This is a genomic window from Shouchella clausii, assembly GCF_002250115.1.
Taxonomy (GTDB): domain Bacteria; phylum Bacillota; class Bacilli; order Bacillales; family Bacillaceae_D; genus Shouchella; species Shouchella clausii.
This window is the reverse complement of the sequence record NZ_CP019985.1, coordinates 4485105-4499347: the sequence shown is the minus strand read 5'-3', so window position 1 is coordinate 4499347 and position 14243 is coordinate 4485105. Positions and strand designations below refer to the sequence as shown.

The following is a 14243-nucleotide window of genomic DNA, read 5'->3' as shown; positions in this document are numbered from 1 at the left end:
TACTGAGTGATGCTGCCAGACAAAGAGCAGCTTGAAGCCGTGTCTCCAACCTTTGTTTCTTAAGACTTGGTTTATTGTACTTTCGGCAAAGTAATGAAGACCGTTGTACCAGTTCCTAGCTCACTCTTATACTGAATCGAACCATGGTGGGCATCAACAATCTTATGGCTGATCGTTAGCCCAAGCCCTGTTCCCCGTTCTTTTTGCGAATAAAAAGGTTCGCCGAGTCTTTCAATTCGGTCGCCACTAATGCCGCAGCCATTGTCTTCCACAGCCACGCATATTTGTGTGCGGCTAGGGAATGCTCGTACAACAATCGCGCTCGCCCCTGATTCTGCTGCATTTTTTACGACGTTAATAAACAGTTGTTTTAACTGGTTAGGGTCGCACTCAAGAGATAGCTCTTCTTCAGCTTGAAGGCATAGAGTCGCCCCATTAAGTTGTGCATCTGTATCCATTAACTGAACGACGTCCCCTAAGACTTGGCGAAGGTTGCATCTTTGGAAGACTACTCCTTGGGGCCGTGACAAAACGAGCAATTCGCTCGCAATCGTATTAATGCGCTCTAATTCATCGAGCATAATCCGATGAAGGGGATTATTTTCCTTGCTTTCATCCTGGAAAAGTTGGACAAACCCTCTAAGGGATGTAAGTGGGTTGCGGATTTCATGTGCAATCCCAGCTGCTAACTCGCCAACGACAGCCAACTTTTCCGTCGTACGGAGCTTTTCTTCTGTTTCTAATATTTTTGTAATATTGGTGGCGTAACCTGTAATGCCAACCAATTCATTATCGATGATGATCGGAACCGATGCACAGTTGACAATGACACGATCACCATAGCGGTGGTTAATACGGACTTGGTTGCATTGGTGTGCTCTCCGTGTCAATTTGACTTGCTCTAATTTCCAGCGCAAGCGCTCATGGTCATCTGGTTGGACGTAAGTGAGGATTGATTTGCCGAGCGCATCCTCTTGTTTATAACCAGTTACTTGCATAAATTTATCATTTAAATCCACAATGTTCCCGTGCAAATCAATTCTGTACACAAGTTCAGGATTATGGTCGAATAAAGCTTTGTAACGCAGCTCGCTTTCTGCAAGTCGTTTCTCTGCTTTTTTCCGTTCCGTTATATCGCGGCCAATGACAACAAGTCCTTTTCGTTTCCCGTTTTCATCATAAATGGGCGTTTTAATCGTATCAAACGTCTTTTTTGTTCCATCTTCCATCGGAAAAACTTCTTCCGTTCTCGTCGTTTCGCCTCTTTCCCACGTTAAGTTGTCCGTGTGCTCGCAATAGAGCAAAGGCTCGCGGCTTGCCTTGCTATACGCAGCAAGTTCTGAATCTTTCTTTCCACGGTAGTCCACATTTTCAAGCTGGTAAAGTTTTAGGCCATAGTCATTGGTTTGAATCCAACGTCCCTCGCCGTCCTTAAAGTTGACAAAGTCGACCATTGAGTTAATCAATGTTTCGATTTTTTCCTTTTCCTCTTCCAATTCCTGTAGCTTTTCGGTTTTGCTGATTAAGAGATAAATAAATATACTAGAAGCAAGGACAAACACGATGCCTTTCATTCCTTGGAAAAGCGGTATGACTTCTTGGTCGAAAGCAAGAAGCACGAGGTCAGACCCCACTACCCATACTATGCTACAAAATAGATAGAGCAATAAAATTTTCGTTCTCTGTTTCATAAGAGCCTCCGGCTGTAGTAGTCTTACCGCATCCCTGAAGGCAACGTAACATCTCAAGGCTGCTTAAAAGCGCGTTCCTAATCACAAGACAGAGTAGCTAGATTGTTAGTTCTGCAAACTGAGCGTTGGCGGCTTCGACCAAATCACTTAACCGAAGTTCCATCTGCAAGCCAACTTTTCCAGCATTTACGACAATAGTATCTAGCTGTGCCGCTTGGGAATCGATAAAAGTCGGGTATGGCTTTTTCATGCCGATTGGCGAGCACCCGCCACGGACATAATTGGTCACATCATGGAGCTGTTTCGCCAAGAGCATGTTGACTTTTTTCTCCGCAGTCACTTTTTGCAACTTTTTTAAATGAAGCTCTTCGTTCACAGGAATGAGCGCAACGTAAATAGCACCGCTTTTTCCTTGGGCGACAAGGGTTTTATAAACAACGTGTTCCGGTTTATTGATCTTTTGCGCGACCGATTGGCCATCAATCTTGCCATCTGAAACCGGATAGGAAAACAAGGTATAAGGTTTCTTATGTTGTTCTAACAAGCGAATCGCATTCGTTTTAGTTTGTTTCATCTCACACCTCAATAGTAGGGTTCATGCTTCTTTTTACATTTTACAGGAAACAGCTGTCCAGAAAAAGAGGGAACATCCTCAATGGTAGAAAAAAGCGCAAGCGCCAAAGAGAAGGAGGCTGTTCTTTCGGCGTTAATGCCAGTCGAGCAAAGGGAGCATGGAACGAATTTAAGCTGTATACATTCCTAAAAAGCACTGTTGTTTGTCGAGGAAAGGGTGAAAAACCTATTGACAGGTCGGAATAGTAAGAATAATATAGAGTCAGTTCTTTTAACGATTCCGTCTATAGCGGTTTCTTCTTTTTACTTAAAAACCAAGTAATTATCTATTTTTAATGAATTAAATCGGATTAAAGGGGTGTATTCTATGAAAATTGGATATGGTGTGTCTGTCGCGACTGTAGGAGTGCTGCTTGCGGCTTGTGCTCCTTCTGGTGAAGAAACATCAGGGGAGGGGAATTCAGTTGAGATTTTAAATGTATCTTACGACCCAACAAGAGAATTATATGCAGACGTAAACAAGGCATTTGCTGACCATTGGCTGGAAAAAACCGGTGAGCACGTTGCTATCAACACTTCCCACGGTGGTTCAGGCAGCCAAGCGCGCTCCGTTCTCGACGGCTTGGAGGCAGATGTCGTTACATTAGCCCTTGCTTATGATATTGATATTTTGCAAGAACGGGAGCTTCTTGATCCAAATTGGCAGCAGCAATTTGCCGATCAATCTTCTCCTTATACGTCGACGATTAATTTTCTTGTCCGCAAAGGAAACCCAAAACAAATTGAAGATTGGGATGACCTCATTCGCGATGATGTGGAAGTGGTCACGCCAAATCCGAAAACGTCAGGCGGGGCACGCTGGAACTATTTAGCGGCTTGGGGTTACGCAGAGGAAACCTACGGCTCAGAGGAAGAAGCACAACAATTTGTTGGAGACTTGTACCAAAATGTAACTGCATTAGATTCTGGCGCCAGGGGCGCTACGACTTCCTTTGTGGAACGGGGCATTGGCGATGTTTTGTTGGCATGGGAAAATGAAGCGATTCTTGCCGCAAATGAGCTTGGCGATTCTGAGTTTGATATTGTGACACCGTCGATGTCGATTTTAACGGAACCCCCTGTCGCCATTGTCGATAAAGTCGTCGACCAAAAAGGGACGAGAGAAGTAGCGGAAGCCTATTTGCAATTCCTTTACAGCGATGAAGGGCAGGAGTTGATCGCCGACCATTATTACCGACCACGGAATGAAGTGGTTTTAGAGGAACATCGCGATGTGTTCCCGGAAGTAAAGCTATTTACAATTGACGATAAATTTGGCGGCTGGCAAGAGGCGCAGGACAAACATTTTGCTGACGGCGGCATATTTGACCAGATATACCAGCCCAATTAAGGAGAACGTTGCCGCCTGGATGTTCCATCAGCAGCATGGAACAACTAGAAAAATAGATGATAGGAGTTTGTTATGAAACGGATATTGCCGGGATTTGGCTTAAGCTTTGGGTTTACAATGCTCTATTTGAGCTTAGTGGTGCTCATTCCATTAGCTGCGTTGCTGTTGTTTACAGTCCACAACGGTTGGGAAACGTTTTGGAATGCCGTGAATGACCCCCGCGTGTTCGCCGCATTTCGATTAAGCTTCTCGGCTGCCTTGATGGCAGCATTAGTCAATGGCGTGTTTGGGCTATTAGTGGCATGGGTGATGGCACGCTATTCGTTTTTCGGGAAACGATTGATGGATGGCATGATCGATTTGCCGTTTGCTTTACCGACAGCAGTAGCAGGCATCGCTTTAACAAGCCTCTATACGGAAAATGGCTGGATTGGGTCATTGCTTGCACCTTTTGGCATAGAGGTTGCCTTTACGCCGATTGGCGTCACGATTGCGTTAACTTTTATTGGCTTGCCGTTTGTTGTCCGGATGGTTGAACCTGTGCTTAAAAACCTCGACAAGGACGTAGAGGAAGCGTCTGCTCTTTTAGGGGCAACGCCAGTAAAAACATTTTTAACAGTCATTTTTCCGGTGTTGGCCCCGGCATTATTGGCAGGTATGGCGCTTGCCTTTGCCAGGGCGCTAGGTGAATACGGTTCGGTTGTGTTTATTGCCGGGAATATGCCGATGCAAACAGAAATAGTGCCGCTATTAATTATGACAAAGCTTGAGCAATTTGACTACGGAGGCGCTACCGCGATTGCGGTCGTTATGCTAGTCGTGTCATTCTTGCTGTTGCTGCTTACCAACGGCTTGCAGTGGCTATTGTCAAAACGATTAGGGCAAAAGGGGGCGTGAAAAATAAACAGCTGCAAAACGTGGAGCCAACACATATTAATCATTGTCGCTTTTTTGTTTTTAGGTGCTTTTTTATTACTCCCGCTTATCGTCATTTTTGCAGGGGCGTTTTCACAAGGGCTAACGGTGTTTTTGGCAGCGATTACTGAGCCTGCCGCACGTTCAGCGATTCAGCTTACACTGCTTGTGACCGTGATTACCGTGCCGTTGCAACTGTTGTTCGGCTTGTCGGCAGCGTGGCTACTAACAAAGTTCCGTTTTCGTGGAAGGCAGTTGCTCATCACCTTAATTGAAGTTCCTTTTGCTGTGTCGCCAGTTATTGCCGGTCTAGTGTTTATTTTGTTATATGGTGTTCACGGCTTTTTTGGCGAATGGCTTCAAGCACAAGGTTTCCAAATCATTTTCGCCGTCCCAGGCATTGTGCTGGCCACGATGTTTGTGACATTGCCTTTTATTGCAAGGGAACTCATTCCGTTAATGGAAGCACAAGGTTCTGAAGCGGAAGAAGCTTCGCTCACACTTGGAGCAGGCGGATGGCGGACATTTTGGCATGTCACGCTTCCCGCCATTAAATGGGGGCTTTTATATGGCGTCATTCTATGCAGCGCCCGGGCGATAGGCGAATTTGGTGCTGTATCAGTTGTGTCTGGGCGCATTCGGGGACAAACAAATACAATGCCTTTACATATTGAGATTTTGTACAATGAATACCAATTTACTGCTTCTTTTGCAGTAGCGGCGCTCATGTCGCTATTTGCGCTCGTTACAATTGGCGTTAAACAATGGGTAGAGTGGCGGCAAAAAAGGAGGAGCTATGACGATCTCACTGAACAAAATTGACAAACGCTTTGGGAACACCCATGTCTTAAAGCAAGTAGATTTACGGGTAGAGCAAGGTGAACTGCTTGCTTTGCTCGGCCCGTCAGGATCGGGGAAAACAACGCTTTTGCGAATGATCGCTGGCCTTGAAGCAGTGGACGCTGGGGAAGTTTGGATCAATGGAAAACATGTCACAAACGTTAATCCAAGAAAACGAAAAGTGGGATTCGTGTTCCAGCATTATGCATTATTTGCCCATATGACCGTTGAGCAAAACATTGCCTATGGCTTGAATGTATTAAAACGATCGGAACGGCCAAGCAAAGCAGAGATTAAAAGCATTGTCGAACAGCTGCTGGCGCTTGTCAAGCTAGAAGGACTTGAAAAGCGCCGCCCATCAGAGCTTTCTGGCGGCCAGCGCCAACGAGTCGCCCTTGCCCGGGCGCTGGCGATTAAGCCTGAAGTGCTGTTGCTTGATGAGCCATTTGGCGCCCTTGATGCCCAAGTGCGGAAAGAACTAAGGCGCTGGCTAAGGACGTTGCACAAAGAAACAGGGATTACGACTGTGTTTGTCACACACGACCAAGAAGAAGCGCTAGATGTTGCAGATAAAATTGTCGTGATGAATAAAGGCGAGATTGAACAGGCTGGCACGCCAACGGAAGTATATGAGGAGCCAAACAGCCCGTTCGTTTACGAATTCCTAGGCAATGCCTATCCGTTTAAAGGCATTAGCCAATCTGGGAAATTAGCCGTTGCCGGCGCCAAGTGGGAGCTTACTGCAACCGATGCTACCACAAATGGGCCAGTCGTTGGCTATGCTCGTCCCCATGAAATCGCTGTTTCCAAAACGTATGAAGGCGAAGAGGATTTGCAAGTTGATATTGTTTCCGTCCATCCTGTAGGGCCAATTGTATTTATTGAAGCAAAGTGGGCTGGAGAAGGCGATACGATTGAGATTCAGCAACCTAAAAAAACATTTGCGCAATTGGGGCTTTCTGTCGGTGATAAAGCGTACATTCGACCAGAAAAACTAGGCGTCTTCCAAGTAAGCGATTATACCATTTAGTTCTCTTTCAAAAAAGCAATCTGATGAATAGGATTGCTTTTTTGAATGTTAACGTTTATCAAATATCGATGGATGTAAAAATTGAGAATAAATGGTACAATAAAGGCAAATGGAAAAATTGGAATAGAGGTGCTGCTAATGCCATATGGAACCGAGGCGTTCGGCAATGTAAATGGCGAAGAAATCTCCCTCCAGTTTATCGGCGCAACGGAAGACAAGCACTGGCTGTTCCCGTTTGTCAAAAAACGCCTTTTTGGCAATGAGCCAGTAACAGAAACAGAATGCAAGATTGAAAAGGAAGGCGATTTGCGATTGGAAATTGTTGGCAAGGGCGAGGCCGAAAAAAATGGCGTATGGACTTTGCCATTCCGTATCCACCAAGCGGTTGACACGAGGCGACCGTTTTCTGAACTCGTCCAATCGATGGCCAAACAAGAAAGGAAACGGCGCCGCAAAAATGAAGGCAGGTTTGTGTATGAGGTAGCAGAAAAAGAAAGCGATTTTTTTGAGTTTTATTATAATATGCACAAGCCGACAATCGATAATCGCCATGGGGACAGCGCGATCAGTGAACCGGTGGACACTGCCTTTGAAAAATTATTCAAGAGCGGAAAGCTGTTTCTTGTTAAAGAAAACGGGCTTGCCGTTAGTGGTGGTTTGTGCGCAATAAACAAAGCACATCGCCGTTTAGACGCAAGGTTGATAGGGGTAGCTGGCGGCGAGGCCCGGCATCGCCAAAGTGGCGCACAAGCTGCTGTTTATGATTTTTTGCTGGAGTGGGCATGTGGAGAGTCAGACATCGATGAGGTCGATTTCCAAGGGGGTGAACCATTTTTGTCGAAAGGAACGGTCCAGTATAAAAAGCGGTTTGCTACAGCGGTGAAATGGCCGCCTGCAAATTTTGCGGACAAGCGAGTGTTGTTAAGTGCAAATGTCGAATCCCCTGCTATAAAACATTTTTTGCTAAATAATCCAGTATTTCTAGCTAAAGGAGACGCCATTGGCTGTGGGTTTTTTACAGATGAAACAAAGAAGCCAAGGTATGACTTAGCCGTTCGTACTCCCGGGGTTGAGTTTGAAACAGAGTTGAACCTTGAAGTGACTTCTCCTAGCAGGCAACATCAGCCTGCATTCTAAACATGAAGGGCATTCACTTATGTTTGTTAGTGAATGCCCTTGGACTGTAACGTTTCCGAATTAATGGAGCCACATAGCCGCCATTATCAAGACATAAAGCGTTGCCTCAACTTAAAACGGCCCGATCATCGGCAAATTGGCCGCCGCGAATTTTTTGGAATTCACTTAGCAGCTTTTCGACGGTCAGTTTCCGCTTTTCGGCTGCTGTTGCCTCAAAAATAACCTGTCCTTTGTCCATCATAATCAACCGGTTGCCAAGATCCAATGCTTGCTGCATATTATGGGTGACCATCAGTGTTGTTAATTTTGTTTTGCTAACAATTTCCCGTGTTTTATCTGTAATCAGTTCGGCCCGGGATGGATCGAGTGCAGCCGTATGTTCATCTAGCAATAAAATTGACGGGTTTGTAAAAGTCGCCATCAAAAGCGACAACGCTTGCCGTTCTCCACCTGACAGAAATCCGACTTTAGCGGTTAAACGGTCTTCTAAGCCCATGCCTAGCGAGGCAAGTTGTTCCTGGAAAAAAGCGCGCCTGTTTTTGGTTACCCCGATCCGGAAAAACGAGCGCCTTTTGGCGCGGCTGTACGCCATCGCCATGTTTTCCTCAATCGTCATCGAAGGAGCTGTGCCTGCTTGCGGGTCCTGGAACACACGGCCAATTAGTTTAGCCCGTTCGTGTTCAGGGAAATTGGTGACATTTTTTTCGTTAATGTCAATCGTGCCGACATCAGGCGCCAGGTGGCCAGCAATTAAATTCATCAATGTTGATTTGCCGGCGCCGTTGCTGCCGATCACAGTAACAAAGTCGCCTTCTTCCAGCGTGAGATTGATTGACTGGAGCGCCATTTTTTCATCGACAGAGCCTTCGTTGAAGACTTTATAAACATCATTTAGGCGAAGCAAGGCTGCTGGCCTCCTTTCTTTCTTGCTGAATCGCTTTAAGCCGTTTTGCTTTGCGGCTTTTGTTGCGTGACTGCTCGATCAGCATTGGTACAACAAGGGCGCAAATGACGATCACTGCTGTGATTAACCGCAAATCGCCTGCCTCTAAAAACTCAACTCGAAGCGCCAGTGCAATAATGATGCGGTAGACAACAGCGCCAATAATGACGGCAAATGTAATTTTAACGAGCGACCCTTTGCCAAACAGGGCTTCGCCAATAATGACAGAAGCAAGGCCGATAATAATCATTCCAATGCCCATGTTGACGTCAGCAAATTTTGTATACTGGGCCGCGGTTGCACCGGCTAGTGCAACGAAGGCATTGGACATGCCGAGGCCAATAATTTTTAGGCGGTCTGTGTTAGCTGATAAGCTGCGGATCATTTTCGGGTTGTCGCCAGTTGCACGCAAGGCAAGGCCTGACTCCGTTTTTAAAAAGAAGTCAATGACAAGCTTGACTGCTAAGACGAGGACAATGACGAACACAAGTATCGACCAGCTTGATGGAGTAAATGCGCCTAGCCCAATCGAAGTTAAGGCGCCATTGACCGCGTTGTCAATCGGCAATCCTGCCCACCAGTCTGAAAAAATAGTCAGCAATGAATCCTCACGCATAAGCGAGATGTTTGGGCTGTTGCCCATAATTCGCAAGTTAATCGAATATAAAGCAATCATCATTAAAATTCCGGATAGAAGGGGGTTGATTTTCCCTTTTGTATGGAGCGTTCCTGTTAAGCAACCGGCGATGAAGCCGACAACAAGGGCACAAAACGTAGCAAGCAATGGCGAGTAGCCGCTTGTGATCATAATCGCAGCAACGGCAGCACCTGTTACGTAGCTGCCGTCAACGGTCAAATCAGGAAAATCGAGAATCCGGAATGACAAGTAGACGCCGAGCGCCATGATTCCATAAATTAAGCCGAGCTCTACAGCTCCAAAAACAGCGGTAAACATCCGGTTTTCACTTCCTTCGTGTTACTCATCGATGACATCATCAGCAAGCTCTTCCCAATTGTCTTGCCATTTAATTCCCATTCGTTCCGCCGCACCGCGGTTAAACACTAAATTGAGTTCTGGTGGCAGCTCAACGGACATCGTGCTTACATCGGCTCCATCATTTAAAATCTCAACGGCCATTTCTCCTGCTTTGTAGCCAATGTCGTAATAAGAAAAGCCAAAACCAGCAAGCCCTCCTGCTTCGACAGAGTCGATTTCGCCAACAAATAACGGCAATTGCTCCCTTTCAGCGACGCCGATGACGGCATCTAATCCAGCAACAACATCATTATCGGTAATGATATAAAGGGCGTCGATTTCGCCAATTAAGCTTTCTGTTGCCGTTTGCACGTCAGCAGACGTTTGCACAGTTGCCTCAACAATGGACATTCCCCTAGCTTCAGCAGCTTCTTTGGCAAGGTTCACTTGGTGTTGCGAGTTTTGCTCGCCAGCATTATAGACCATGCCAATCCGTTCGAGGTCGAACTCTTCATCCATTAATGCGATCGATTTTTCAATTGCTTCTGGATGGAAGTCAACCGTGCCTGACACATTTCCCCCTGGCTCTTCTAATGAATCGACGAGTTGAGCCCCTACAGGGTCCGTAACAGAAGTAAACAGAATAGGGACTTCCGTTATCGAAGAGGCCATAATCTGTGCTGCTGGCGTAGCATTGGCAAATACAAGGTCAACTTCGTTGCCAATAAGCTTGTCAGCGATCGTTTGCAACGTATTGGCATCTCCGTTCGCGTTGTTTTCGTCAAATTTTACGTTAAGCGCTGAGTCCTCAAGCGCTGCGCGGAACCCTTCTGTTGCTTGGTCCAATGAAGGGTGGTCAGCGTACTGGACAATGCCAATTTCCACACGTTCTCCTCCCGCTTCGCCTGATTGCTCTGTGCTTCCGCAGGCAACAAGAAGGCCAGCTATAGATGTAAGTGCAACCGTCAATAAAAGATGTTTTCTCATGGGGTGTCCTCCTACTCCTTAAAATAAGAACGATTATGCCATTATATCGAATGAAAATTTCTATAATAAACACCATACAACAGTTTGGCGATTTAGTCCATTACAGCGCCAAACTTTTTTTGTTTTTTTAAGAAAATTTTTTTTGCCCATCAGCCACTATGCTACAATAACCTTAATTGAAGGCGTTAGAGCGCAAAAAACCGGCTAGGAAAGATTCCCAAGCCGGTTCAGTTTAACAAAATGTGTCTTTCGGTTTTGGCACGGAAAGGCCAAAAAGAGGCCGTAAATACAGAGCCAAAAAGGTACCGCCAAGTGCCATTACCCCCCAAATATAGCCATGGGCACTAAAGGAAGCAATACCGCTAAAATAAGCGCCGACGTTACAGCCAAAAGCAAGGCGTGCGCCGTAGCCCATAAGCAATCCGCCAATTACGGACGCTGCGGCATTTTTGGCGGTAATGTTTGAGAATTTGAATAAGCCACCTGCGGCAGACGCAATAAAGGCTCCTAAAATGACGCCAAAGTTCAATACGGTTGTCGTATCGGCGAAAATGGACGCATGGAGCGCGTCAACGTTGCCTTGCCAGTAACCCCAACTTTCTACATTAAATCCAAGCGCATCTGCTGCTTTTGAGCCCCAGAGCGTGAAAGCTGACGTCACACCCCATGGCGAACCGCGCGTAAGAAGAGTGAGCGCATTAAGCACTGCTAAGGCAACTGCAGCGGCCATAAGTGGCCACGAACCGCGAAAAATCCGTTTCCACCCACTTGCTGACGGCAAAGCAGCCATTTTCGGCGGGTTGCGTTTTTTCTCAATCCAGAGCGACAACAGAATGGCGGCTCCAAAAATCAACAACGATACGAGCCAAGCCCCGCCGTAACCAAGGTTCGTCGACGTAGCGAGGGAAAACGGTTCTGCGGCTGGCATATCGTTCATCCAAAAGTTAAAGTGTGCGGCGCCAATCGTTGAGCCGATGATAAAGAATAATAGCGTAATAAACATAACAGAACGGCCGCCGCCAACGGCATACAAAGTCCCTGAGGCACAGCCGCCGCCAAGCTGCATGCCGATGCCGAACAAAAAGGCACCGACAATCAAACTGACGCCAACAGGCGAGACGTTGCCTGTTGCCTCAGCGCCAAAGAAAGTTGTGCCTATTGCGAGAATCGGCGCAAATAAAGAGCAAGCAACAGCAAGCATGACCATATGGGCACGGATGGCTTGGCCGTTGCCGACAGAGGCTAGGCGCCGAAAAGCCGATGTAAAGCCGAAACGAGCATGGAACAACGTATACCCAAGCCCTAAACCGATGACAAGGAGCAGCGGTTGGACAATATTTTGTGTAAAAGCCAAAAATAGTGTGAACGCTGCCGCGACCACAAGGCCGCCAATGACAAGCCGGTTTTGTGGGCGGTTTAAAGCGGGTGCTTTGTTCTGTTGGATGTCTCGGTGCGGTTGCGATGATGCGATTACAGACAACAAAATCACCTTCTAATCTTATTAATTTAGTCCGAATTATATCGTAAAGGCTATTTGTATTTCTGTCAAGGAAACGAGGAAACAGGATAAAAGGGAGGAAGACCATGGAATTAGAAACAAACCGTCTGTTCATAAGGCTTTTCAGGGAACATCATTAACGAAAACAGCGGCAGGAGGACGCTTCGCAGTTCGATATGGCCAAACAAGCAAGGAAAATGGAAGATAGTGTTTCATCAAGGGAAGGTGACTAAGTGCAATTAGAATCCAAGGGACAAGCCTTATTTCTATGAAACTTTTTAGCGCCAGCATGCGTATAAATGGAAGGAGAGGGGGAGAAAGATATGCTTAGTTGGATTTTGATCATGGCTTTAACGTGTGTCAATTTAAATGTATTTACATGGGCCAATCGCTTAAAAGAGAGACAGAAATCGTGGTTGTATGCACAAGGAGCCCGTTATTTATTTGGACTTGTACTTAGCTTTCTATTTATTTATGTATGGTTAATTGACGTTAGTGTCACTGGCCTATTAAATACGTTTGGCTTTGTTGTCGCGATCAATTTAATTGTTTCCGGGCTATTTCATGTCGTTCCGAAACCAAGCAAAAAATCAGGCAGCAAGGTGAAAAAGTTAAAAAAACCAAGTTTTTCTGTCGGAAAGGAAAGCGGCATTGGCGTTTTGCTTTTGCTTGGTTTGTTAGCAATGAATTATGTGTATCCATTGACCGTAACGAAAGAACTCGCACAGCTTGGTGAATTTGAGGTAAGTGAAGAGCAAATTGAATCGGTGACAGAAGACGGGGTTCGTTCCGTGCCTTATACATATGCACGCTACAAATCGGAAATCGTCTTTGGCAACATTGACAATTACTCGTTTTATGAATTAGGGGAAACGAGCATCCAGAAAATCAATGACGAACTGTTCTGGGTATCGCCGATTGAATATTCGAGTATTTGGCGGTGGCTGCGCGCTGACCATGCACCAGGCTATGTCATGGTTAGTGCTGAGAATCCGAATGCGGAAGCACAGCTTGTTGATGACTATGAAATGAAATACGTGCCGAGTGCTTTTTTTGGTGAGAACCTTGACCGCCATGTCCGTAAAGCATATGGTGATATCATTTTACTTGACTATTCGTTTGAACCAGATGATGATGGCAACCCGTATTATGCCTATTCGTATGCTTATTACAAACACTACCGCACAGCCCCGAAAGCAGACGGCGTGATTTTGGTCGATGCGGTGACGGGGGATATGGAACAGTATCGATTAGGGGAACAGCCTGAGTTTGTCGACAATGCGATTGATTACCGCATCGCCCTCGATTATGCGAACTGGTTTGGCACTTACAGCAACGGCTTAATCAACGCGTTGTTTGCGAAGGAAGGCGTGCACCAACCGACAAGCGACGAGGAAATGATCGGCGTATTAGGGGCTGATGGCGATATGTACTGGATGATCGACCATATGCGGCCAAATCAAGATTCAAATGCGATGGTTGGCTTTACAATGGTAAATGCGCAAACAGGGGAAGCAACCTATTATACGGGCAATTCAGGCATGACAAATGCCCGTGGAGCTCTTGATGCTGTCAACCGTTCCTACCAACGTGAACAGTGGGAGGGAACGCAACCTGTTCTTTATTCGGTTTACGACAATTATACGTGGGTCGTGCCCGTTGTCGACCAAAGTGGCTTAATGCGTGAAATTGCGATGGTACACGCCGATTCTTCTAGCGTGGCAAGAGGCGCATCCCGCGAAGAAGCCTTTCATAATTATCGGCAAATGTTGGCGACTGATTTGGCGGATGATGACTATATCCCGACCGATTTATACGAGCAAGAAACTGTCTCTGGTACGGTATACCGGGTAAGCGATACATTTAATAGCCGCTTTTTGCAAGTGTTGCTAGAAGGGGAGAGCCGTGTGCTTGAATTTGACGTCACTACTAGCGCCAATGCGGTGTTTATTGAGCCAGGCGATGAGATTGAAGCAATTGTGGTCGATACAGAAGAAAATGTATTGCAAGTCATTGAATTTACGAATGCAACCGTCGATGACGAATTTGGCGAAGTGGAAGAATTTGAACTCGATGAAACGCAAACAGGTGGAGAACCAGAAAACCAAAACGGTCCTGAACAAGAGACAGACAGTGAAGCAGGAGCCGAGTAAGAACAGAATAAAGACGCAGACGAAAAAACAACGGGCTCGTTTTTAGCCCGTTGTTTTTTTGAATAAGGAAAAGAAGGGAAATTCATAGAAGGAAAATCGAAACATGCAAC

General features: G+C 46.1%; 12 protein-coding genes. 6 read left to right on the top strand and 6 right to left on the bottom strand.

Annotated elements, in window-relative coordinates; genetic code table 11:
- Positions 1-71: 71 nt before the first annotated feature.
- Both BC8716_RS22115 and ybaK read right to left on the bottom strand, forming a co-directional pair.
- On the bottom strand, positions 72-1691 hold the full coding sequence (locus BC8716_RS22115; protein WP_094429118.1) for a PAS domain-containing sensor histidine kinase: 1620 nt from the start codon (positions 1689-1691) through the stop codon (positions 72-74).
- Between the two features lie 97 nt (positions 1692-1788).
- The gene (ybaK, locus tag BC8716_RS22110) at positions 1789-2265 is read right to left on the bottom strand and encodes a Cys-tRNA(Pro) deacylase (RefSeq protein ID WP_094429117.1); all 477 of its coding nucleotides are present in this window, start codon (positions 2263-2265) and stop codon (positions 1789-1791) included.
- 366 nt (positions 2266-2631) lie between these two features.
- Here ybaK and BC8716_RS22105 point away from each other — a divergent pair, with 366 nt between their 5' ends.
- From BC8716_RS22105 to BC8716_RS22085, 5 genes are all read left to right on the top strand, one after another.
- Positions 2632-3654, top strand: a complete 1023-nt coding sequence (locus tag BC8716_RS22105; protein ID WP_094429116.1) for a sulfate ABC transporter substrate-binding protein — start codon at positions 2632-2634, stop codon at positions 3652-3654.
- Between the two features lie 72 nt (positions 3655-3726).
- The gene (gene cysT / locus BC8716_RS22100) at positions 3727-4551 is read left to right on the top strand and encodes a sulfate ABC transporter permease subunit CysT (RefSeq protein ID WP_094429115.1); all 825 of its coding nucleotides are present in this window, start codon (positions 3727-3729) and stop codon (positions 4549-4551) included.
- Between the two features lie 3 nt (positions 4552-4554).
- Entirely contained in the window at positions 4555-5391 is an 837-nt protein-coding gene (gene cysW, locus BC8716_RS22095) for a sulfate ABC transporter permease subunit CysW (RefSeq protein ID WP_257251812.1), read from the top strand.
- Positions 5366-6439, top strand: a complete 1074-nt coding sequence (locus BC8716_RS22090; protein ID WP_094429113.1) for a sulfate/molybdate ABC transporter ATP-binding protein — start codon at positions 5366-5368, stop codon at positions 6437-6439. The genes cysW and BC8716_RS22090 overlap by 26 nt, the downstream gene beginning before the upstream one ends.
- Positions 6440-6577: 138 nt before the next feature.
- A complete protein-coding gene (locus BC8716_RS22085) occupies positions 6578-7576 on the top strand; it encodes a hypothetical protein (protein WP_094429112.1) in 999 nt (332 codons plus the stop codon).
- 106 nt (positions 7577-7682) lie between these two features.
- On the opposite strand, the gene BC8716_RS22080 is transcribed toward BC8716_RS22085, so the two are convergent.
- The 4 genes from BC8716_RS22080 to BC8716_RS22065 all read right to left on the bottom strand — a co-directional run bounded on the left by BC8716_RS22080 (position 7683) and on the right by BC8716_RS22065 (position 11962).
- Positions 7683-8480 carry an ABC transporter ATP-binding protein gene (locus BC8716_RS22080; RefSeq protein ID WP_094429111.1) on the bottom strand — a complete coding sequence of 266 codons (798 nt, stop codon included), beginning with the start codon at positions 8478-8480 and terminating at the stop codon, positions 7683-7685.
- The gene (locus tag BC8716_RS22075) at positions 8464-9474 is read right to left on the bottom strand and encodes an ABC transporter permease (protein WP_094429110.1); all 1011 of its coding nucleotides are present in this window, start codon (positions 9472-9474) and stop codon (positions 8464-8466) included. Before BC8716_RS22075 ends, BC8716_RS22080 begins: the two co-directional genes overlap by 17 nt.
- 21 nt (positions 9475-9495) lie before the next feature.
- A complete protein-coding gene (locus BC8716_RS22070) occupies positions 9496-10482 on the bottom strand; it encodes an ABC transporter substrate-binding protein (protein ID WP_094429109.1) in 987 nt (328 codons plus the stop codon).
- Positions 10483-10714: 232 nt separating this feature from the next.
- Positions 10715-11962, bottom strand: coding sequence for a YeeE/YedE family protein (locus BC8716_RS22065; protein ID WP_094429108.1), 1248 nt, complete (start codon positions 11960-11962; stop codon positions 10715-10717).
- Between the two features lie 341 nt (positions 11963-12303).
- Here BC8716_RS22065 and BC8716_RS22060 point away from each other — a divergent pair, with 341 nt between their 5' ends.
- Positions 12304-14133, top strand: coding sequence for a hypothetical protein (locus BC8716_RS22060; protein ID WP_094429107.1), 1830 nt, complete (start codon positions 12304-12306; stop codon positions 14131-14133).
- Positions 14134-14243: the final 110 nt, after the last annotated feature.